The sequence below is a fragment of the Hymenobacter ginkgonis genome (assembly GCF_009755225.1).
GTDB classification, from domain to species: Bacteria; Bacteroidota; Bacteroidia; order Cytophagales; family Hymenobacteraceae; genus Hymenobacter; species Hymenobacter ginkgonis.
In genome coordinates this window covers 1,305,075-1,324,104 of sequence record NZ_WQKZ01000002.1, presented here as the reverse complement: position 1 = coordinate 1,324,104, position 19,030 = coordinate 1,305,075, and the positions used below count along the sequence as shown (strand labels likewise).

Annotated in this window: 25 protein-coding genes; 2 read left to right on the top strand and 23 right to left on the bottom strand. The window is 59.8% G+C overall.

Annotation, left to right across the window (positions count from 1 at the left end):
- On the bottom strand, window positions 1-204 hold a 204-nt coding region (locus tag GO988_RS11435; protein WP_157565332.1), incomplete at its 3' end, for a hypothetical protein.
- Between the two features lie 163 nt (window positions 205-367).
- Here GO988_RS11435 and GO988_RS11430 point away from each other — a divergent pair.
- Both GO988_RS11430 and GO988_RS11425 read left to right on the top strand, forming a co-directional pair.
- The gene (locus GO988_RS11430; protein WP_157565329.1) at window positions 368-1,456 is read left to right on the top strand and encodes an acyltransferase family protein; all 1,089 of its coding nucleotides are present in this window, start codon (window positions 368-370) and stop codon (window positions 1,454-1,456) included.
- A 74-nt stretch (window positions 1,457-1,530) separates the two neighbouring features.
- Entirely contained in the window at window positions 1,531-1,716 is a 186-nt protein-coding gene (locus GO988_RS11425) for a hypothetical protein (protein WP_157565327.1), read from the top strand.
- A gap of 61 nt (window positions 1,717-1,777) precedes the next feature.
- Here GO988_RS11425 and GO988_RS11420 read toward each other — a convergent pair whose 3' ends face one another.
- From GO988_RS11420 to GO988_RS11310, 22 genes are all read right to left on the bottom strand, one after another.
- Entirely contained in the window at window positions 1,778-3,868 is a 2,091-nt protein-coding gene (locus GO988_RS11420; RefSeq protein WP_157565324.1) for a PKD domain-containing protein, read from the bottom strand.
- Window positions 3,868-4,854: a hypothetical protein gene (locus tag GO988_RS11415; RefSeq protein ID WP_157565322.1), complete on the bottom strand. Its 987-nt coding sequence runs from the start codon at window positions 4,852-4,854 to the stop codon at window positions 3,868-3,870. The genes GO988_RS11420 and GO988_RS11415 overlap by 1 nt, the downstream gene beginning before the upstream one ends.
- Window positions 4,854-5,390, bottom strand: coding sequence for a hypothetical protein (locus tag GO988_RS11410; protein WP_157565319.1), 537 nt, complete (start codon window positions 5,388-5,390; stop codon window positions 4,854-4,856). The genes GO988_RS11415 and GO988_RS11410 overlap by 1 nt, the downstream gene beginning before the upstream one ends.
- Window positions 5,391-5,397: 7 nt before the next feature.
- Window positions 5,398-5,799 carry a DUF5675 family protein gene (locus GO988_RS11405; RefSeq protein ID WP_157565317.1) on the bottom strand — a complete coding sequence of 134 codons (402 nt, stop codon included), beginning with the start codon at window positions 5,797-5,799 and terminating at the stop codon, window positions 5,398-5,400.
- Between the two features lie 258 nt (window positions 5,800-6,057).
- Window positions 6,058-7,893 (bottom strand): hypothetical protein, encoded by a 1,836-nt coding sequence (locus GO988_RS11400; RefSeq protein WP_157565314.1) that lies wholly within the window; start codon window positions 7,891-7,893, stop codon window positions 6,058-6,060.
- On the bottom strand, window positions 7,886-9,619 hold the full coding sequence (locus GO988_RS11395; RefSeq protein ID WP_157565311.1) for a hypothetical protein: 1,734 nt from the start codon (window positions 9,617-9,619) through the stop codon (window positions 7,886-7,888). The genes GO988_RS11400 and GO988_RS11395 overlap by 8 nt, the downstream gene beginning before the upstream one ends.
- Window positions 9,616-10,095, bottom strand: coding sequence for a hypothetical protein (locus tag GO988_RS11390; protein WP_157565308.1), 480 nt, complete (start codon window positions 10,093-10,095; stop codon window positions 9,616-9,618). Before GO988_RS11390 ends, GO988_RS11395 begins: the two co-directional genes overlap by 4 nt.
- Before the next feature lie 32 nt (window positions 10,096-10,127).
- Window positions 10,128-10,646 carry a hypothetical protein gene (locus GO988_RS11385; RefSeq protein WP_157565306.1) on the bottom strand — a complete coding sequence of 173 codons (519 nt, stop codon included), beginning with the start codon at window positions 10,644-10,646 and terminating at the stop codon, window positions 10,128-10,130.
- A 52-nt stretch (window positions 10,647-10,698) separates the two neighbouring features.
- Window positions 10,699-11,364, bottom strand: a complete 666-nt coding sequence (locus GO988_RS11380; RefSeq protein ID WP_157565303.1) for a recombinase family protein — start codon at window positions 11,362-11,364, stop codon at window positions 10,699-10,701.
- An 86-nt stretch (window positions 11,365-11,450) separates the two neighbouring features.
- Window positions 11,451-11,747 (bottom strand): hypothetical protein, encoded by a 297-nt coding sequence (locus tag GO988_RS11375; protein ID WP_157565301.1) that lies wholly within the window; start codon window positions 11,745-11,747, stop codon window positions 11,451-11,453.
- Window positions 11,748-11,754: 7 nt separating this feature from the next.
- Window positions 11,755-12,129 (bottom strand): hypothetical protein, encoded by a 375-nt coding sequence (locus GO988_RS11370; protein ID WP_157565298.1) that lies wholly within the window; start codon window positions 12,127-12,129, stop codon window positions 11,755-11,757.
- Between the two features lie 9 nt (window positions 12,130-12,138).
- The gene (locus tag GO988_RS11365) at window positions 12,139-12,549 is read right to left on the bottom strand and encodes a hypothetical protein (RefSeq protein ID WP_157565296.1); all 411 of its coding nucleotides are present in this window, start codon (window positions 12,547-12,549) and stop codon (window positions 12,139-12,141) included.
- 553 nt (window positions 12,550-13,102) lie between these two features.
- Window positions 13,103-13,372 carry a hypothetical protein gene (locus tag GO988_RS11355; RefSeq protein WP_157565291.1) on the bottom strand — a complete coding sequence of 90 codons (270 nt, stop codon included), beginning with the start codon at window positions 13,370-13,372 and terminating at the stop codon, window positions 13,103-13,105.
- A 547-nt stretch (window positions 13,373-13,919) separates the two neighbouring features.
- Window positions 13,920-15,203: a toprim domain-containing protein gene (locus GO988_RS11350; RefSeq protein ID WP_157565289.1), complete on the bottom strand. Its 1,284-nt coding sequence runs from the start codon at window positions 15,201-15,203 to the stop codon at window positions 13,920-13,922.
- Between the two features lie 237 nt (window positions 15,204-15,440).
- Entirely contained in the window at window positions 15,441-16,001 is a 561-nt protein-coding gene (locus GO988_RS11345; protein WP_157565287.1) for a hypothetical protein, read from the bottom strand.
- Between the two features lie 549 nt (window positions 16,002-16,550).
- Complete coding sequence (locus GO988_RS11340; protein ID WP_157565285.1) at window positions 16,551-16,817, bottom strand: hypothetical protein; 267 nt, start codon at window positions 16,815-16,817, stop codon at window positions 16,551-16,553.
- Between the two features lie 187 nt (window positions 16,818-17,004).
- On the bottom strand, window positions 17,005-17,241 hold the full coding sequence (locus GO988_RS11335; RefSeq protein WP_157565283.1) for a hypothetical protein: 237 nt from the start codon (window positions 17,239-17,241) through the stop codon (window positions 17,005-17,007).
- The gene (locus tag GO988_RS11330) at window positions 17,234-17,629 is read right to left on the bottom strand and encodes a hypothetical protein (protein WP_157565281.1); all 396 of its coding nucleotides are present in this window, start codon (window positions 17,627-17,629) and stop codon (window positions 17,234-17,236) included. The genes GO988_RS11335 and GO988_RS11330 overlap by 8 nt, the downstream gene beginning before the upstream one ends.
- Window positions 17,622-17,969 (bottom strand): hypothetical protein, encoded by a 348-nt coding sequence (locus GO988_RS11325; RefSeq protein ID WP_157565279.1) that lies wholly within the window; start codon window positions 17,967-17,969, stop codon window positions 17,622-17,624. Before GO988_RS11325 ends, GO988_RS11330 begins: the two co-directional genes overlap by 8 nt.
- A complete protein-coding gene (locus tag GO988_RS11320) occupies window positions 17,970-18,242 on the bottom strand; it encodes a hypothetical protein (RefSeq protein WP_157565276.1) in 273 nt (90 codons plus the stop codon).
- A gap of 26 nt (window positions 18,243-18,268) precedes the next feature.
- A complete protein-coding gene (locus tag GO988_RS11315; RefSeq protein ID WP_157565274.1) occupies window positions 18,269-18,676 on the bottom strand; it encodes a helix-turn-helix domain-containing protein in 408 nt (135 codons plus the stop codon).
- A gap of 37 nt (window positions 18,677-18,713) precedes the next feature.
- On the bottom strand, window positions 18,714-19,028 hold the full coding sequence (locus GO988_RS11310; RefSeq protein ID WP_157565272.1) for a hypothetical protein: 315 nt from the start codon (window positions 19,026-19,028) through the stop codon (window positions 18,714-18,716).
- Between the last annotated feature and the right edge of the window lie 2 nt (window positions 19,029-19,030).

Sequence of the window (19,030 nt, the reverse complement as noted above, 5' to 3'; positions counted from 1 at the left end):
GGGGTCGAGGCCTACCAGCTCCCCGGATTGCGCCACCCACATCGTGGGGAAGCCATCGGCCATGTGCGAATACGAGCGAGGTTTGGACTCGCTGGCATCGAGCGCGGGTAGGCCCGCTTCGAGGCGAGCCAGAATCGTCGCCTTGGCCAGCGAGTAGTACTTGGTCTCCAGGGCCCAGCAGGAACTGGTGAGTAGGTCGTTCATAGGTAAACCACCGGGTGGGGCGGTTTACAATGATTGCCTTTTTGAGAAGCGAAGGGTAGGACGGTTTTAGTGTACGAAAAAGCCCCGCCAGATGGGGCGGGGCTAAGGTCACTTTATCTTTGCCAGCTACTCATTTGGCAAGTGAATACATTTTTATTACTAGATGGCTACTACGCAGAGGGAAATTAAATCACTAACAGGAATTCGGTGGTGGGCTGCCTTTTTTGTATTCTTATTCCACTTGCATTCGCGAGTGCCAATTACTTGGCTGCCTTGGCAAGCTCAGAACATCATTAGTCAGGGGGCATTGGGAGTAAATCTGTTCTTTATGCTAAGCGGCTTTTTGCTGGCATATGCTCACTGCAAGGATTTTCCCGAGCCGCAGGTAAAAGGATTTGCCTACACCAAGTACTTTCTATTCAAACGCTTTGCGCGAATTTATCCTGTTTATCTGGTAGGTTGGTTGTTAAGTCTAGTTGTAAGTATCGGGCTAGGAGCGCGACCTAGTGCCTTAATAATAGGAAGTAATCTGGTGTTTTTGCAGACTTATTTTCCAAGTATTGCTATGACGTGGTATGGCGGTGGGGCGTGGAGTATAGCGGTCGAGATTTTCTTTTACCTATGCTTCCCCCTCTTACTTCCAGTACTGCTGCGAATCAAGCAAAAAAGTGGTTTATTGATGCTGCTAGCTGGGTGCGCGATGCTTGGCTTTGTGCCTGGCTTGGTCTACAATTTACTGCCAGGAACCATCCCATTTACCTTGCAGTACGCCTTCCCGCTATGTCGCTTAGCAGAATTTACAGCTGGTATAATCACTAGCATTCTCGTATTTCGCTTCGATTGGCGGGTTTCGAATTGGGTAGCCGCACTAGCGTTGATGCTTGGCACTATTGACTTAGTTTACTTCGGCAGTCGGTGGTCAGGGTTTATTGTACATAACCTACTTATCATTCCGGTTATAGCGCTCACACTGGCGGCAGCAACTAATAAGTCTGGAGTATTTACTTGGCTCGGAAAAGAACCACTTGTGTGGCTCGGGAAAATTAGCTACTGTTTTTACATGATTCAAATTCCCCTTTCAATCTGGCTGGATGCGTCTTTAGAGTCGGGAAAACTTAGTAAAGCAAGCCTACTAATCGGCCCCCTTGCACTTGCTGTGAGTCTAGTTGGAGGAGCCTTATTACATTATATAGTGGAAGTTCCTGCGCACCGTTTTCTGATGCACCGGAATCGGAATCCACTGCTTGACTAATTAGCTGCGCCGCTGAAGTCCAGTGGGTGTAGCCCCGTTCCACTCAGTGGAGCTACGTCTGCTACCTTTGCTATATGGCAGGAATTAAACAAAGGTTAATGAAGCTGTTTGCCAAGTTTTGGGCGTGGGCAAGCTATGTTGAGCCCTGGCGCCAAGTGCCAGACGAATATGGCATGTATCAGAAACCGGATGGCGAAATCAGGTATGTCAGCAAGAAGGGGCGCGAAGAGTGGGAAGAAAATGACCGCAAACAATGGTAGTAATTACAAAAAAAGCCCCGCCTATACGGCGGGGCTTTTGCATGTTTCTAAATTCTGTTGACTAGGCAGCCATGCGGCTAGCATTGTCAAAGTAAGCCGAGCCAGGGTTGCTGGTAGCGCCATAGGTTTGAGCACTTAGCACGAGGCGTAGATTGGCATAGTCTATATCTACCGCCAAGGCAGCAGCAGGGCGAGTAGCAAATTGGCTCCAAGTGGTGCCATCGGCGGAAAACTCCCAAGCTACTTGAATCACTTGCTGCGCGTCCAGGTAGGGGCGAATGCCCAGGTACTTATGCGCCTGCGCGTCATAGATAAGATTTGTCTGTAACACGTTGGGGCCGTACTGCGCATAGAGCCCGCCCCCACCGACTGCCCAGCGAATCTGGCGGTCGTAATCAATCCCAGCGGCAGTTTGGATGCCCATAAGCGTGCCCGTAGCCGTGTTGGACAGAGGCGAAGCCAATTGCACGGCGTAGCGGAAGCCGATGCCATTTTCGGCAGTGGTACGGCAGATACCGCCTTTCCAGCCATCGGCCGAATCTGGGCTCACAACGAGCTGGCCAGCAAGCACCTGCACGTTACCCGCCGAAGTAGGATTGCCTTGGCTGGTAAGCTTGACAATAGCCCAACCGGGCAGGGCGGCATTATCAAACGAGTCTAGTGTCAGCAAGGTATTGCCGGGGTTTACCTGCTCCAAGGTGGCCGTATTGGCATCCCCATTGGCATTAATCACTTTTCGAATACCAGCCCGTAGGTATGGCAGCTCCCGTACAAAGAAGGCGGCCATAATCGAAAAGCCTAAATCAGTGGGGTGAATGCAGGTATCCTGGCGGAAATAGGTAGCGTTGAGCGGAGCATTATAGCCACCCAGATTCGGGTCGGTTTGCAGGTCGCTCAGGGTGGTTAATAGCAGGCTGCCATCATTGAAGCCAGCCCGTTGCAGGTTGTTAAAGGCCACCACTCGCGTCCAGAACTCCGCATGGTCATAGCTGGAGCCCGGCAGCCGCGAGCCCATCAAGGTGCGGCCGCTAATACGCGCGCCCAGGCTGGCGTAGTAGTTGACCAGCGCTTTGTAGCGCGCGTAAGCCACCGCTGCCGTGGCCCCGTTCTGCAAATCATTGATGGCCGCGTTCAAAGCCAGCAGCGTTACCACACCGGCCTCGGTCGCAAAGCCCGCCCGTACAGCTGCCTTCTGGGCGTCGCTTGCCATATACGCGTCCAGACTCGCGTCACCAATCGCATCCCCGCCCCGGCCGAAGTTGAGCCAACCCGTATAGAGGGTATTATCGACCTGCGCCCGCGACTGTGCCAGCCAAGAATTGGGAAAGCCCAAGTGCCCAGCCGCATCGTCGGCAACAATGCTGTCGCCTTCGCCCAGCACCTTGAACGTACTGCCCGCAGCTGCGTTTACCGTGACCATAACCCGGTCGGTATTAGTGCCGCCCTTGTTGTCGGTAGCGGTCAAGTCGAATTGGTAGATACCAGCTATTAGGCCACTGGCCGTTGTGTTCTGGGCGTTGGGGCTGGCGAGCAACGCCGTGTTGGGGCCCGTTGCCTGCACCCAGGCATAAGCGGCAATCGTGCCATCGCTGTCGGTGGCACTGCCCATCAGCACGACTTGACTAGTCGGCAATTGAATAGTGCTGTCCAAGCCCGCATTGGCTACGGGCAGCACGTTGGCCGCCGCTGCCAATACCACAAACGCGCGCGCCGAGCTAGTGGCCGTAGCGCCGACTACCTGCACCGGGTTGCTGCCGGCCGATACCGGGGGCACAACTACAGTAATCTGCGTATCGGAAAGCACCTGAAACTTGCCGCTACCTACGGCCACGCCTGCGAAAATTACGTTTAGCGCGCCGGTGAAGCCGGCACCCGTCAAGATGATAGTTGCGCCTGGTAGTGCGCTCGTAGGGTCCACGGCGGTGATAGCCGGCGCCGTGGGCGTAGTAGGAGTGGTGGTGGCAATGTGGGCGTTGAGCCAGGCCACAATTTTATTCACGTCGCCAGCGGGGTCGCCAGTGCCGATGCTACGGGTTGGAATATCGAGGGCTTGCGGATACATTTCGTTGATTTTAGCGACGATGGCGTTGAGGTCGGCGGGCGGGTCAACCGTGCTGGCGGCCCGCGTGGGTATGGTAAGGGGGGTAGCCATTAGGCAGCAGAAGGGTAAGTGGCGGTATAGGTGGCGCCGTAGCCTTTGGCCAAGACAACGGCCGTGCCCGTGAAGGGGTCAGCATTCGTGAGGGGGGCACCATCAGGCACATTGCCCGAGCCGGCCACGTAGACAGCCAGGCCGCCTTTATTGACAGGGCCTACCACCTTGATATATATGCGATTGCCGCTCACGTAGCTATTCGTGGCATCCAGCACTACTGCGCCGGTTACGCCCGGCAAGCCGGCCACCTTGTACTGGGCGAAGCTGGGGTAGTCGGGATTTGGCAGGTAGCTGAAGGTGTCGGCCGTGTCATCGACCTGGCCGGCCGTGGGGGCAGCCGGGGCCTTCACACCCTGCACGGCCAGAATCGATTTAATTACCCACTGCCATAGCCCCTGCGGCCCATCCTCACTCGTCCAGCCGGGGTGAACCCCGTATTGGTTCGGGGCGATGTGCGGGTTGTTGAGCAAGGCCCGCTGCGCGTCCGCGCTGGCGGCCGTGAGCATACGCCGGCCGGCATCGCTGGCGTCGGTAATGGCGGCGGCGGTAATCGTCGAGGCTTGGCCCGCGAAGCCAGCTTTTAGCAGCCAGTTCGCCCCATTAACTGGGTCAGCCGACGCGCTGAAGTTGCGGCGCGCTTCCCAGATGCCGCTGGCAGTTAAGTACCAGTGGCCGGCCAGCACGCTTTGCGGCAGCACCAGCGCGCTTAGGCCCTGGCCATTGCTGGCCAGGGTAGCCAGCACGAACGCCGTGCTGGCCACCTGGTCGGTATTCGTGCCCGGGGCGGCGGTGGGTACGGTAGGCGCGCCGGTGAACACGGGGCTGGCCAGCTGGGCGAATGCGCTCAGCTGGTCTTGGTTGACCTTGGCCTGCACCAGGGCCACGAGCACGTCACGCAGCATGGCCGGCGTAATATCCTCGCTCGTATTGTCGGGCAGGTACTGCGCAATCAAGCTCAGCAGTTGCGAATCGGGAGTAGGCATTAGTGGAAACCGAAGCTGAAGCCGGGCGAGAAGGCCCTGCGAGTGGGAATGGTGGGCACGAGCTGCGCCTGGTAGAAGGGGGCCCGCTGGGGCGTTTCGCCGGCGAAGGAGAAGGTGTAGCCGTTGCGGTCGGGGCCGCGCTTGCCCGTTTCCAGCAGGGCCGAGAAGCGCAGCGGGTTCTCCGGGGTGCCCACGAGCTTGCTCAGCCCGTTGGCGTCGGTGTAGCCAGCCACCACGTAGCGCACGGCGGTGAGCCGGGCCACCGCCTCCGACACGTCGGGGGCGTCCTTGGGCACTACTAGCTGAATAAGGGGCTTGTAGAGGTCGCCCTGCACGTTGTCGTCCTGGGGCTCGCTGAAGCCGGCCGAGTCGGGCAGGTACCAGATGTCGGCGTAGTTGCCGGCATCGAGCAGCTGCAAGGGCTGGGTCAGCTGCTGCCCCTGGTAGGCAGGAATGCGCACGTTGCTAGCCGGCCACACGCGCAGGCCGCGCACGCCCCCGGTGTTGGGGCAGTCATTCGGGGGAAGGGGCAGCAAGACCATCCTAGCGAATCGTCAAGTCGATGGTTGTCGCGTCGAGCAGCTGGCCCATCAGGGCCTGGAAGGCTTCCTGCGACTGGTAAATCTTGATGTTGCTCGGCAGCTTGGCGAAGCCCACCAGGATGCAGCCGCGCGTATCCTTGGGGCCGTTGCCCGGGTGAATCAAGATGCCGCGGCTGGCCACGGCCCCACCCAGGCGGGGGGTAAGCAGGCGGAAGCTGGGGCTGCGCTCGATGGTGACGGGGTAGCGGCCAGCCGGGATGGCCGTTTCGCCGGCAACCACCTGGCCGGCCGGCCGCACGACGTCTTCCAGCGTGTAGCAAAAGAATTTCCCGTTCAGCGACAACTCGCCCAGGGTGCAGCCATTCGCGGACGGGTGCCGCGCTAGGAGTAGGTGTAGGTTCATGCCGGCCAAGAAGCACCTTTCGCCGACGGGGTAGTAGGCCGCTTACCGGCCGGGCCAAACCTGGCAATTGCCAGCTGACCGGCCGGGCCAGCCAGGGGGGTAGGCAGGCAACCGCTTGACCCCTCCCCTACCCCTACCGCTAGGGGTTGGGCCGGAACTGGCAAAAGCTGGGCCGGAACTGGCAACTTTATTTTTTTCAGAACCGGCCCGTTTTTCGGCCCTAAACTGGCAATTTCCCGTACCCGGTAGCCCCCTTTTTTAGAGGCGCACTAGCTCCAGCGTGGCCGGCTTTTGGAGCGGCACCGTGGCCTGCACTTTGCGCACCAGGTAGGGTACCCCGTCGAGGCGCAGCGGCTGGGTCAAATCGAGCCGGGCCAGGTCGAGGGGCGTGAGCAGCAGGGGCACCTTGTAGCTGACCGGGCGCAGCTTCACGGCCAGCCAGGCGCTCAGCAGCTGGGCGTAGGTGCCGGCCGTGCCGCCCACATACAACGTCCTGGCCCCACTGGCGCTGACCGCCGAGAGCTGCGGGTAAGGACTCACCCCGTCGGGAGCCAGCTGGAGCCCGTTGTAAAAGAGCAGCCGCAGGTTGTTGTTACGCTCAACCTCCTTTTGGCTGGCCAGGTAGGGCGGCTGCGAGATGGCCGGCAGCGGCACCCCGTAATCGGCGTTGGGGCCCTGGTAGAGCAGTGTGTTGCGCGTGGCCGTGTAGCAGAGCACTCGTTCCTGCTCGTCGCCGCCCCCATTGACCAGCAGTGGGGCCAGGCTCAGCACCAGGGGCGTCCAGGTGAGCGTCACGCGCACGCCATCCAAATACGAGAGCGCGCAGACGTAGTACGTATCGAGGGCCTGCACCAGGCGCACCTGCCCGTTCTGCGGGTTGTCGGCCGCTATATCGGCTAAGCCGGGCAGGTCGGCCAGCGTGGCCACCGCCGGCAGCAGCAGGGTCAGGTCGGGCTGCTTATCCACCAGGTCTTTGGTCAGCTCATCCTCGCTGTCCACCTTATAGGTGAGCGTCAGGCCCGCCGCCTCGTCAATCGTGGCCTCCGGATCGCCGGCCAGCCGCGTGGTCAGGTCTACGTAGGCGGCACTGGCGGCCACGCGCTCCACCAGGTACGCCGTGCGCACGTAGCGGGTCGCGGGGTCTACGTACACGACGACGCCCAAATCCTGCCGAATAGCGGCCAGCAATTCCGCCACGCTCATCGCCGGCAGCACGTCAGCCAGGCTGAAGCGCAGCGTGGTCAAATCGCCTCGATCCACTAGCTGCGCGTTGCCTACTATTACCAGGTCGCCCAGCTCGCCGGGCAGCAGTTGGGCCACGTCCACCCGCAGCCCGCTTTCCTCGAAGATGGCCTGGAGCACGTAGCGCAGCTTGGGAAAGGGGCAGTAGGCCGGCAGCAGACTGTACGTGCCCAGCTGCACGCCGCCCGGCACCGCAAAGCTGATGCTATAGGTAAAGCTGCCCCCGGCCGGCATTCCGAAGATGGGCCCGGGGTACACCACCCACTTATTAACCGTCGCGGGTGGGTAGTCCGTGGGGTTGAGCACGGTGCCACTGCTACTCAGTAGCTTCTTTTCGTCGTCGGTCAGGTACTCGTTGCGCAGGGGCGCGAACACGTAGCCGTAGGCATCGGGATTGGCTACCACCTGGTTGGCGTGCTGCACCAGGCCAGGTATAAATACGGGATTGCCGCCCCCGTCCAACCCGCCCGGTACCTGGCGCGGCACGTCGCGCAGCCCGCCGTATTCGAACGAGCTCAGGGCGCGCTCGCTCAGGTTGGCCCCCGAAAGGCCCGCCTGCACGCTCACGCTGTACTTGCTGGTGCTGGCCGTTTTGATGCGCTGCTGGCCCACGAGCAGCGGCAGCCCGTCGTCACTTAGCTCCGCCGGCAGCAGCGCGCCCGGGGCCCCGTCCCCATCGGGGCGCTCGGGAAAGCCGTAGAGCGGCCCGTTGGGGCCGGCCGGTACGGGAAACGAGTACGAGAATTGCCCTTTTATTACGTCCTCGTCGAACAGGGGCGAGTTTAGCTCCAGCTGGGTGCTGGTACCAGGGCTCAGGTGCACCGGCCGGCCGGCGCTGGTTAGCTCAAGCATAACGAGTGGGGGCGTAAGCGGTGGGGGCAAAAGCGTAGTCGAATTCGAGCAGCAGCCCGCGCAGGCCCTTCTCGTCGGAATAGGGCGCCAGGCTGCGCTTGGCCACGTCGAGCGGCAGCAGCTGCGGGCCCCGTTGTTGCCAGGCCTCGCGGGTTAGCAGCAGTTCCTGCACCCAGGCTAGCTCAGCCGGGCTGAGCCAGCCAGAAGCCAGCTTAAGCTTGCGCAGGCCCGTCACGTCGCTCACCTGCCGGTCGGGCGCCGCGCCGGCATCGCCGTAGGCGGCGGGGCGCTCCACCTTCTCGGCCGTGACTTCCAGGGTGCCTTCCAGGCGGCCCTCACAGCGCAAGGTATCTACGCCACTGAGCGAGTTGGTAAACAGCACGTAACGGGTCTGGGGCGTTGCCTCCACCAACGTATACCACGCGGGCGGGCTCAGCACCTGGCCATCGGCCGACTCCACCCGCACGGCCATTCGTTGGTAGCCGGCCTGGGCCCGCAGCGGAATGGCCAGCAGCTGGTGCTGCCAGCCGCGGGCGGGGACGGGGGCCAGGGGCTCGACCTCCACCACTGGCACCACGGCCGAGTGCGGCCCTTGGTCGTAGCTGCGGCTGATGCGCAGGCCGGCCACGTCCACCGGGCAGAGCCAGAACAGCCATTCGGGCTGGTCGAGCGTGACGCGCTTCAGGGCGTCGCCAGCGTAGGCGCCGGGGCCGGCCGGCTGCCAGCTCAGGAAGGGGGGTAGGGCAAAGGCTTGGGTGCGGAAACGGAAATAATCCGTATCGCGCCACTCGGCCGGCAGGCTCCCGCGCACGGCCGTGCGCAGCGGGCCAGTGGCGTAGACCGGGGGCCGGCCCGGGGCCAGCACGCTGGTACGCACGTAATAGTTGACTAGGTTGGTGCGGCAGCGCGTGGTGGCGGTGGCCACTGTCGGCACGAAGGGGCTGAGCAGCGGCCAGAGCAGCGTATCGAGGCGAAACTGAATGGCCCCTAATTTATCGGCCCGCTTGCGTAGGGTGAACACCAGGCTAAAATCTTCGGCCCCATGGGCGCTCTCGGCCCACAGCTCCAGCGCCACATCGGCGTTAGCCGCCACGGGCGCGGTGCGGTACCAGACGGGCTGGCCCACGAAGTCGAGGCCCACCGGCGCACCCAGGGGAACGGGGGGCGGGGGCGGCGGGGCCACGACAAAGCGCACGGTGCGCTCGCAGCCGGCCAGCCCATCGTCGCGCAGGCTCAGCACGTGGGCGCCGGGCAGTACGTTATAATAGAAGCGGCTGGCCTGCTCGGTGCCGGCGTCGAGGCGGTAGCGCAGGCGGCCGTTGACGGTGCCGGTGATTTTAGCCTCCAGCGTGGCCCCGCCCGGGGTGGGCGTTTGGCTTACGCTGGCCGAGGCTAGGTCGCAGGTAAGCGCGGCCGGGGGCACAAAGCCGCAGCTGAGGCTATTCTCTTCCTCCTCCACCGTGAAGCTGCCGTACCCGTCGTGCACGTAGCCCCGGCGCGTGGTGCCGGCGCAGTAGGCATAGAACTCCCCGTCGAACTTGAACTCGTCCAGGTCGCTGGCATCCTGAAAGTTGTCGTAGATGCCCGCCACCTGCGTCAGGACCGCGAGCGAGTCCGTATCGAAATACCAGCTCGTCGTATCGTAGGTAGTACCGTAGAACTGGCTCGTGCGGTCGCCGTAGGGCGTGCCGTTCTCGTAGCTGGTGCGCAGTAGAATCAGGCTCATGCGTGCTTGCCCTCCCAGCGCGTGGCGTCATATTTTAGGCCCACGTAATCGCCCAGGCTGAACTCGTAGCGCCAGCCGATTTCATTATCCACCGTCATCGTGGCCACCGCCTCGAGCTGCCCCCCGTTCAAGTCGAAGGTGTGCCGGCGCGCTTTCTTATCGTGGCGCAGCCGGCTGAGCACTTCCAGAGCCAAGGCTTCGGTGCTGGCCCACTTCGCATCCTGGTCAACGTAGCTGTCGCCCTCGGTGCTGTGCAGCACCACAAAGGCGCTGGCACGCTGGCCGAAGGGGGCCGTGCCATCCTTATCGGTCAGCCCCATCGAGGGCGTTTCGAGCCAGAGCACGGGATAGGTAAACCCGCTGCGCGTGCCGGCAATAATGCGGCCGGCCGCCCCGTGCACGAAGGTTTGCAAGTCGGCATGCTCAACCACCAGCTGCCGGAAGTAGTCGATGAAGTCGGGAAGGGTATTATCCATGTTCCAAAGGAACAGGCCCCTGCTACCCCCTTTTAGGACGCAACCGCAAAATCAGAAAACAGCTCCTCGCGGCCCCCCGTGCCGTAGAGCAGCTGGTAGTGCCCGTTTTCGCGCAGCACCTTATCCTTATAGTCGCGGTAGATTTTACGCAGCATTTCGAGGTCGGCCTCTGAGGGGTCGATGTCGTAGAGCTTGCAGAAGCTGCGCAGGGCGGCCCGCTCGTTGCCAGTAGCCGCGACCTGGGCTTTGACCCACATCACCAGCTGCTGCTGGAAGAGCTTGTCGAGCATCTCCCCTATCTGCTTGGCCGAGTCGGGCGTGAGCGTGTAGTGGCGCAGGGCCGTGGGCAGGGTCAGGTGCACACTCGGCCCCTCGCAGGGCTCCGAGCGGCGCAGCTGCCGAAACGGGTGCTTCTCCAACTTCATCCGCACCACCCGCCCCATAAACGTATTTTGGTGAATCGCCCACGGCTGCTCGGCCCCAAACTCATGCAGGAGGAACTGGCGCACGTGCGAGCGCACGGGAATAGCGAAAATGGGGGTATTCTTCACAAAAGGGGGTAGATATTTCCGCAACAAAGATTCCGCTACCCGAGGCAGCTTTTTAGGACGAAAGTGTGATGGCCGGGGACGTGACCAAGGCGGCCTTGACTTTAAGCACTGTATTGGTGGAACAGGCGCACAGCCCAGCAATTTCGCGCACAGTTAGGCCATTATGCAAATATTTGACCACTTTCGGATACTTTAGTACCAGCTTACTTTCGGCCTGGGTAGTGCCCACCGGCCGGCCCTTCTGCCGGCCCGCCGCATAGGCTTTTTCCTGACCCGAGCGAATCCGCTGCCCCAGGCGCTCGGTCTCCATTTCGTCCACTTCCATGAGCACCGTCATAATCAGTCGGGCAATGGGGTTGGGCTGGCCACTGGGCAGCAGCGAGCCGAGCTGAATGTTGAGGGCGTAAACCGACACTTTGAGGTCGGCCAGCTCCTCGACCACCTGGCGCGTCTCGCGGGCGCGCCGGCCGAGGCGACTGAGTTCGGTGACAAGCACCTGGCGCACCTTGCCCGACTTGGCCAGGCTTAGCAGCTGGTCGAGGTCGGGGCGCTTGGCCCGGCTGCGGCGGGAGCCCGAGAGCTTTTCGGCAATCGTGGCCACCACCTGGCAGCCGGCGCGCTCGGCGTGGCGCTGCAAGTCGCGCAGCTGCCGGCCGAAGTCCTGGGCCTCGCTGCTGACACGGGCGAAGAGCACGACGGGAATGGGTTCTTGTGTCATGTTAACCAGGTGGTTTTCGTGCGACAGTTTTTGGGCGTGAAAAACGGCACCAGGAGTGCCGTTTTCGGGGTGTTTTTTCGCAACACTTATTTTGAGACAAAATCGGCCGCATCGAGCGGTAGCAGGTCGGCTTTCCAGAAGCTCTCTGCATTTTCTGGCCTGAGGTAAACCGGCCCTCGCTTTCGAAGCCACTGCTCCCGATGCACGACCCGCAGCAGCTCGTAGATGTCTTCGTAGACCCAGCCCCTATCAGCAGCCTGACTCGTGACCAGGTAAACGCGGCCATTTCCCTGAACTAGTAGCACCGCATCAGGTGGCGGCGGCCCCGCAGCTAAGTCGAGCCGCACCGGCAGCACGTCGAGCAGTACGCAAGTGACACCCATCTATTTATTAGAGGCCGGCCAACCCGTATTTTTTGAGCACCTCGCCGTTGAGGATTCCCTCCAGCAGCTGGGCCCCCGCCACTAACTCCTCATCACTCGCCGTTTTCTGCATTTGCTCATCGAATAGAATCCAGACGTGGCGAGCATGCTGCTCATCAAAGCATTCCAGGGCATTAAGTAGGCGGCGTTGGTTTTCCATCTCTAACGCCAGGCGTAGATTAAGCCACCCTTCCCCTTCCGGAGTGGTCGTATCGATGACTAGTTTATACTCTACCTGGTATCTGGGTTGGGTGGGATAGGCGAGCGCCGCCACATTAGCGGCCCGCACTAGAAATTGCCGACCATCTACCTCGATGGTTTTGCAAAAGCGAAAGTTTGACATTGGATTAGATTAGGGTTTAGGGCGTTTTCCGTGAGCAGCAAATAGGCCGGCCAGGGTGGCGATGGCATCCTGGGCGGTAGAGCAGGTTAGCACCAGCTCCTCAGGTCCGGCACCGTGATCGCGGAGGAAGAAGTTCATCACGTCCACCATCTCAGCCTCGGTGGTACTGTCTTCCTTGGCCACGCTGAAGAGGTCGGGCAGGAGCCAGTCATCCCCGACCGGCAGGATGGGGTGGCGCAGCTGCGCGGTGAAGTCGTTGAACTGTGGCCCGGTCAGGTAATACACGTGCTCGCTCACGCGCACGCATTGACTAATCACCCGCTTCGGGCTTTTCGGGTCGTACATCACGATGTCCTTGCCTGGCTTAAGCTCCACGAGCAACTGACGGGCTGTTTTGGTATTGGGGTTGGGAGGAAGCATAATTCAGGAAATCGGGGTAAAATCAATGAATCGTTCGAGGTTGAGGCTCACGCGCTGGATTTCGCCCCAGGCCAGGCCCGCAGCTGGCGCAATAGGCTGAACGAGCATGAGCGAGGCCACTTCATCGTAGCGAAGGGTCAGCTTGCGGGACCTGCGCAGTAGTGGCCCCATGTGCTCATGCTCCTGGCGAGCCCGGGCGAGTAGTCGGCTGCGAACCCGAGTTAGCGGCACGAAGCAGAGCACCATGAGCACTGTGGGTCGAGCGGGGGGCTCAAGATGGCTGCATATCACCCACTCAATGGCAGAAGCCAACTGTTCAGCCTCGCCCCAGTGCACATTGATGCGCTGGTCAAGGTGCGGCAGTCTCATTTTGCTAAGTGCCTTAACTCATTGCTCATACGGTCGCAGGCTTCACGAATAATCTTGATCCGCTGCCTGTTTTGGTAGTTTATATACATGGCGTACCCTGAGATGGCAACAGCTAAGATGTTGCAAACGAGAGTAAATACCCGCAAGCGAGCTTGCACTTTGGAGGTCAGGAATTTGGGCGGTTTCATGCTACTTTTTCGCCGCAATGCGGGCAGAATGAATGAATAAATGGAATCCGGCGCTTCTTGGAATTGCCCACTGAGCCATCCTTTTTAATAGGCATCACCCACACCTCGTATTCATCGAAGCCTACCGCCACCAGCACATTATCAACTTTCAGTGCTGCTTCATTTACTAGAGAGGCGGCCAGACTCGATACTCTGAGTGTACCGCCGAAATTCTCTTCGATGTATTTGACAGCCGCTATTTGGTTCTTCTTTTTACACTCGCACATAGTTAGTTAGCTTAGAGGTTAGAGGTAATGGAAGCCCAGCCCGTTTCAGAATTTTGCATTCGCGGCCGAGGGTGCGTTGGCGCAGCTGCTCAAACTCCTCCGGCGTGGTGCGCCTATGCATTAATCGCTTGAACTCGCCACCGATACAGCTCTTTTTCAGTCGGTTAAGCCAGGTGCGCACTTGAATCTGCACTGCGAGGGGCCGCAACTCGCTGAGCCGGGCGCGTTGTGCCTTGCCCCGGTTCTTTAGAATAGTGCGTCCGATTTGCTCGACTGATTTTCCTGGAAATACCAGATGTGGGGTGAAGCCATGCTCCCAGTTCCGGCCAGCTGCACGATAGTGTTGCCGCTTACTCATGTATTATTTGGCTTGACTACTTGGCTGTGTTTACAAACGGGACACACTATAGTGAAATAGATAAAGCGGCCTCGTTCGCTGTCTCCTTTTCTTTCGTTTACATCGCCCTCCTCTATTTCCAAATCCGAGTTGCATTCGAGACAAGCAAAGGGAAATGGGAACTTGAATTGGGCAATAGGGCGATTATCCTTAATGACTTTCATTTACAGTAGCTTGAGAGGTAATAGGTTGAGTTTGATAGAGGCCAGCCCATTCCAGAATCTTGTACTGGCGGCCGTGGGTGCGCTCACAGAGGCGGAAGTAGGCCAGCTGGTTGCCGAGCCGGTTGCGCAGCACGCGCAGGTATTCCAGCCCGGCCGCGTCGTTGGTGTAGGTGTAGAAAGTGCACTTGCGCTTTTTACCGGCTGCCTCAGGCGTACCAGGGGCGCGCTCGTTGAATACCACCCACAGCCAGTAGGCGGCGGTTTGGCTGAGCTTGCTGGGCTCGGCCCGCTTGGGAGGTAGCGGCTTACTGGGCGGGGTTTTGGTTAGGAAGTCGTTGAGATCCTTGTAGCCGCGGTATTCTTCATTGTGGGCCTGCACTTTGCCCTGCATTACCTGCCGCAACAGGTGCAGGGCGCGCTCGCCGGCGACGTCGTTGTCTCCGTACCAGTGCACCATTTTGGCTTCCTTCAGCTGGGGCAAGGCCTCCACGAGCATGCTCACCGAGTTTAGGATGAGCACGGTTTGGGCGAAATAGCTCTGCCCGTAGCACGTCAGGGCCGAGAGGTAATCTATAAAGCCCTCAAACACGAGCACTTCGTCGCGCTGGCGGCCCAGCAACCAGGTAAGACCTTTGCCGCCGATGGTGCCCTGGAACCCCTTGCTGCGCACTTCCCAGCCGGCATCCGTTTTCCAGCCCAGCCCGAAGTAGGGCTTTTCGCGCACGCTGGTCGAGGTGCGGTAGAAGATCTGCTGCAAGTGGGCCAGGGTCCGCTGACTCTGCTGCACCAGGCTCCAGTTGATGCCCCGGCTCTCCAGATACTGCACCAAGGGCTTCCAGCTGAGCGGCTCCACGCGTACGTCGCTGAAGGTGACTTTGCCCGTGACGTAGGTTTCGCCGGCCGGCGCGGGGGGCAAGGCCAGCTCAGCTGGGGTAGCCAGGTCGCTGGCCCAGGCCCGCAGTACCAGGCGCGCCTTGGGTAGGTCGAAATCCGTGAGCTTCATGATGAGTTTGAGCACGTCGCCCCCGGCTGCTTTCTGGCCCGGCTCGGGAGCTTCGCCAAAGTCTACCCACACGTTTTTGGGGGCGCACACGACGAAGGAGGGAGTTTTCTCCTCCCGAAAGGGCGAGAGGTAGTAGTAGTTCTCGCCGGCCGCGATGCCGACGGGCGTGCGGCCGAGCTTGGCCATGATGCTGACCAGTGGAATCTGCTTATCGGCAGCTCGGGCTGCCTTCGCGCTCAGCGAGTGGGTGGGTGAGGTAGTGGCCATGAGGCGGTTTTTTCAAAATTTTGGCAAAAGCGGCCCCTACCCACGCGCCGGGGACGGTGGTGTGGTGGCCTGCGGCCCGCTCGGCGCGGCCCGCCCCTCCTTTTTTTTTCAGCTAGCCCCGGCTTATTGACACCTGGGCCGTGGATAAGTCGTCCGAAAACCGACGTTCCTATGCTTCATAGCATTTATGAAAGCTCCAATCCTATAGAGAGGGGATAAATGCCCGCATTGAGTTTTTTAAGAAGGTTTTCCTCGTTTTTGCGTCGATTTTGAGGCAAAAGCCAGCAGGCTCGCCAGGCCCTCAGCGGGGCTCACAGTGGGCATGGCGGGGGCTTGTGGATAACTTGGAGCCAGCGCTGCTGCGGCTTCGGCAGGGGAGGCGTCAAACACCAAGCAGGCAGGATTGATGAGCAGCTGGAGGCCACCTTTGATCTGCACCTTGCCGCGCAGAAACCCGTATTCGATGAGGGCCAGAATGTGGCGGTAGGCGGTCTTAGGGTCGTGGTTACTACCACGTTTCATAAGCCCCCGCCGCGTGGTCTTAATAGCCAGGTTGATGGTGCCCGAGGCCTTTTTGTAGTTTGCGATGAAAATATTTACTATTTCCTTCATCGTGTGTACAACATTCCCCTTTATCTTTGGGAGCTTAAACTTCTGAGAGGCAAGGGCCTCCTCTAAATGTTCCGGTCGTTGGGCCGGCTTAATGAGGCCGGGCTGCTTGAACAGGCGCGTCAACGTCTGCCAGGTCTTTTCGTAGTTGAGGCGCAGTTTGGAGGGCGCAAATGCTGGACGGTACATAAGTAGTTAAGAGGTAGTTAACGAAGGAAATTGCTCAGGTTGCAGCTGAGCAATAGTTCCCCGGCCAGCAACGAAGCCAGCTGTGCGCGCAAGAGGTCCCACCCGGGCGCGCACATCTCCGAGAGACGGGGTATGTTTTTATCTAGGTGCAGCCGTAGCTTGAGGCCAATCGTGAGGCATTCCAGCTGGCCCAGGTATCGAGCAGGCTTGCGAGCCAGCTTGCAGCTTGCTAGTGAAGGGGGGCTGGTATTCCTCGACTAGCCGAATGAAATCTGCGACTTCTGTCATTAGCCTACCATTGGATGGGCTTCGCATTAAGGTGACCAGCTGGTTCGCCGCATCGCCAGCCTGGCTAAGCAGGACGTCCATGCGGCCTCGCAATTCAACCGCAGCACTCGTGTTGATCTGACGCTCATCTATCGTGCGCCCAAATACTGCTTCGTAAGTGCAGTGATTGAGTTTGTGCTGGAGCGTTTTTAGCTCGGCAGCCAGGGGGGCTAAAGGATGGTCCATTTTGGAAAAGGATAGAGATAACAATCAGAATTATAATTACTTGCCGAATATGCCCACGGCGTCACGCGTCGCCTTGGCCAATGCTTCGAACTCCTTGGCGGAGCACTCTGTGTAAATAGTTTGGCCGCTTAAGCTGGTGAGCACCAGTATCACGGAAGTGTTCCCACTCACGGCGCCGCTTTCCAGGATAGCGAAGTCGAGTGTGGTAGCTCTTTGGGCCTTGGTCACGTCGAAGTCAGTAATAGCTGGCTTCTTATTATCCAGGTCAGCCAGACTCTGGACGTGCACTTTGATGGTACTCATGGATGGGAAGGGGAAGAATGAAGGTTAGGGTTTAGGCGATCGCTTAGCCAGCTGGCTTCGTATTGAGGCGGCGAGCGCATTCTGGGTGTCGGTGACACCATCGTTGTAGCCGTGCCGATAACCGGAGCGCAGCAGCAAGTAGCCACCGACTACCATCAGGAGAAAATAGGCGATATGAGGCAGGTAGCTAGCCACTTGAACGCCCTCCTTTCTGCTTCTCCAAGATGCTGGCCCATGCCCCACCCAGGTAGAAGTAATTGATGCTGTTGCCTAAGCCAGCATCCAGGGTGAAATGGTACACCGGCGCACCACGCGTAGTAATCGGCCCTTCCTCTCTCACCACATCCACTAAGTCGTGGGTTTCGAGCAGTTCTTTGAACGCCGGCACATCCTGCTTTTCGATGGCTACTACTATGCTACCCATGCTGCGGCCCTCCTTCCTGCTGCGCAGCTGCTTCCATAGCCACCTTGACTACTTCCGCGATGTTGCGCACAAACAGCATGGCAATGGCGGGGGTAGTAGCCAAAAAATTGATTGTCACCAAACGCGACTCCTTATCCTGCACCGCATGGAAGAGGTTCGTTTCTGACTGCTCCAGCTGCTCAGCCGTGAAGCCGGCTCTAGTGGCGCGCATCAACTCGGTCTGGGCTTCCAGCGCAGCTGCGATGCGCACCATCGCGCTGGCCTGCACCTGGTCAGTGTTGAAGATATCCTTGCCGCTGAGGTCGGTGAAATACCTAGTACCTAAGTCTATACTGCTTAGGATCAGCGGCTGGCGCGATAGCTCCTCGATAGTCAGACGCTTATCCATTGGCCAGCCCCCCTTTCTGAACTGCGGCCAAGGTGGCTACCACGGCACGGAGGCGGCCTTGCTTGGCCTCGCGGTCGGCCAGCAACCCGTTTTCGTGGCAGGCGTCGGGTAGGCTGAGGCCGCTGGCGTATTGCTCCAGGTGCCAGCCGATGACAGCTAGCTCTTGGCACAGCTCGTCGCGCTCGAGGCGCAGCGGAGCCAGGCGCTCTGGCAGTGGCTTCGGCATTTCAGACAGTGGCAGTACCAGCACCGGATGCTCCAGCGTCGCGGCCAGGTACTCCGCAAAAACGCGCGAGTTGTAGCTGGCCGGCTGAGAGGTGTAGATAGTGAGAACCGACATCTAGGCAGCAGCTAAGGCAGACTGAGAAACTCCCATCGCCGGCTGTTCAGCCTGCTCAGCCTCCAACTCCTCGATGCGCAGCTTAAAGACTTTGCGCAACGTGAGCAGGTGGTCGAGGTCGGTCAGCACCTGCTCGTCTTTACGGGCCTCCGGCGTCTCCGCCAAGAAGGCCAGCGTACCGTCGAGTTCTTTCTGAAACATGCCCAGGGCATATTTCAGGGTTTTGGGATCCAGCTGCATGAGTTGGTCAATGGTGATGAGGTGAAGGGACATGGTGTGAGAATTTGGAAATGAATTGATTAAGCTACTTTCAGCGCCTGCCGAGAATCGACAGGCGCACTTTTTTTGCGGGTTGATTTGGCCGCTGGGGCCTTAGTTGGTTGAGGTGCTTCGCCGGCGACGGAAGGCGTCAGCACACCCACGCCGAGCCCGAATTGCTCCACGTCGGCGCGCTTGAAGCGCAGCCGGCCGCTATACCGAGCAGCGTGTAGGTAGATTTTCTTACCCCCTAGCCCGTATTCGCCATCTGCTACCCACTTTTCGACGGTGCGCCGCTCAAACCGGGTGTACTCGGCCACCTCTTCGATGCTCATAAGCGGCTCGTTAGTGACGGGTGCCTTGCGCAGGTCGCGCAGTTCGGCACGCATCTCCAGCATCAGCTGCTTGAGGTCGTTGACTTGTTCGGAGGTAGATAGGTCGAGCAGCATAGCTAGATGGGCGGCTGGGCAGGAAGCAGAGTGAGGGTTAGGCGGCTTTCAGGAGGCTGAATTCGCGCCGGCAGTCGGTAAGGTCGATTTCCTTAATACCCGCAGGCAGTTCGTCCACCAGCCAGGCTTCCTGGTCGGTGCAGCCCTGCTCTTGAGCCGAGCGCATATCGAGCGGCATGGTGCCGCTCACATACACCGTCAGGTGTCCGGCCTGGTAGCAGTAGCCCAGGATGGGTTCGGGCTGCGGAACGGGCACTAAGGCCGCACCAGGTGCGAAACCCGACACACGCAATCGCTTGCCGGTCGTGGCGTCAGTGAGTGACACGCGGGGGAAAGTCAGTTGCTTGGGCATAG

What these genes read in the sequence shown, in the direction of transcription:
- GO988_RS11330 (WP_157565281.1), bottom strand. Translation starts at nt 17,629, where the DNA reads ATGGATAAGCGTCTGACTATCGAGGAGCTATCGCGCCAGCCGCTGATC.
- GO988_RS11315 (WP_157565274.1), bottom strand. Translation starts at nt 18,676, where the DNA reads ATGCTGCTCGACCTATCTACCTCCGAACAAGTCAACGACCTCAAGCAG.
- GO988_RS11320 (WP_157565276.1), bottom strand. Translation starts at nt 18,242, where the DNA reads ATGTCCCTTCACCTCATCACCATTGACCAACTCATGCAGCTGGATCCC.
- GO988_RS11340 (WP_157565285.1), bottom strand. Translation starts at nt 16,817, where the DNA reads ATGAGTACCATCAAAGTGCACGTCCAGAGTCTGGCTGACCTGGATAAT.
- GO988_RS11400 (WP_157565314.1), bottom strand. Translation starts at nt 7,893, where the DNA reads ATGCTTGAGCTAACCAGCGCCGGCCGGCCGGTGCACCTGAGCCCTGGT.
- GO988_RS11395 (WP_157565311.1), bottom strand. Translation starts at nt 9,619, where the DNA reads ATGAGCCTGATTCTACTGCGCACCAGCTACGAGAACGGCACGCCCTAC.
- GO988_RS11425 (WP_157565327.1), top strand. Translation starts at nt 1,531, where the DNA reads ATGGCAGGAATTAAACAAAGGTTAATGAAGCTGTTTGCCAAGTTTTGG.
- GO988_RS11370 (WP_157565298.1), bottom strand. Translation starts at nt 12,129, where the DNA reads ATGTCAAACTTTCGCTTTTGCAAAACCATCGAGGTAGATGGTCGGCAA.
- GO988_RS11310 (WP_157565272.1), bottom strand. Translation starts at nt 19,028, where the DNA reads ATGCCCAAGCAACTGACTTTCCCCCGCGTGTCACTCACTGACGCCACG.
- GO988_RS11350 (WP_157565289.1), bottom strand. Translation starts at nt 15,203, where the DNA reads ATGGCCACTACCTCACCCACCCACTCGCTGAGCGCGAAGGCAGCCCGA.
- GO988_RS11345 (WP_157565287.1), bottom strand. Translation starts at nt 16,001, where the DNA reads ATGTACCGTCCAGCATTTGCGCCCTCCAAACTGCGCCTCAACTACGAA.
- GO988_RS11430 (WP_157565329.1), top strand. Translation starts at nt 368, where the DNA reads ATGGCTACTACGCAGAGGGAAATTAAATCACTAACAGGAATTCGGTGG.
- GO988_RS11420 (WP_157565324.1), bottom strand. Translation starts at nt 3,868, where the DNA reads ATGGCTACCCCCCTTACCATACCCACGCGGGCCGCCAGCACGGTTGAC.
- GO988_RS11415 (WP_157565322.1), bottom strand. Translation starts at nt 4,854, where the DNA reads ATGCCTACTCCCGATTCGCAACTGCTGAGCTTGATTGCGCAGTACCTG.
- GO988_RS11365 (WP_157565296.1), bottom strand. Translation starts at nt 12,549, where the DNA reads ATGCTTCCTCCCAACCCCAATACCAAAACAGCCCGTCAGTTGCTCGTG.
- GO988_RS11405 (WP_157565317.1), bottom strand. Translation starts at nt 5,799, where the DNA reads ATGAACCTACACCTACTCCTAGCGCGGCACCCGTCCGCGAATGGCTGC.
- GO988_RS11390 (WP_157565308.1), bottom strand. Translation starts at nt 10,095, where the DNA reads ATGGATAATACCCTTCCCGACTTCATCGACTACTTCCGGCAGCTGGTG.
- GO988_RS11325 (WP_157565279.1), bottom strand. Translation starts at nt 17,969, where the DNA reads ATGTCGGTTCTCACTATCTACACCTCTCAGCCGGCCAGCTACAACTCG.
- GO988_RS11380 (WP_157565303.1), bottom strand. Translation starts at nt 11,364, where the DNA reads ATGACACAAGAACCCATTCCCGTCGTGCTCTTCGCCCGTGTCAGCAGC.
- GO988_RS11375 (WP_157565301.1), bottom strand. Translation starts at nt 11,747, where the DNA reads ATGGGTGTCACTTGCGTACTGCTCGACGTGCTGCCGGTGCGGCTCGAC.
- GO988_RS11355 (WP_157565291.1), bottom strand. Translation starts at nt 13,372, where the DNA reads ATGTGCGAGTGTAAAAAGAAGAACCAAATAGCGGCTGTCAAATACATC.
- GO988_RS11335 (WP_157565283.1), bottom strand. Translation starts at nt 17,241, where the DNA reads ATGGGTAGCATAGTAGTAGCCATCGAAAAGCAGGATGTGCCGGCGTTC.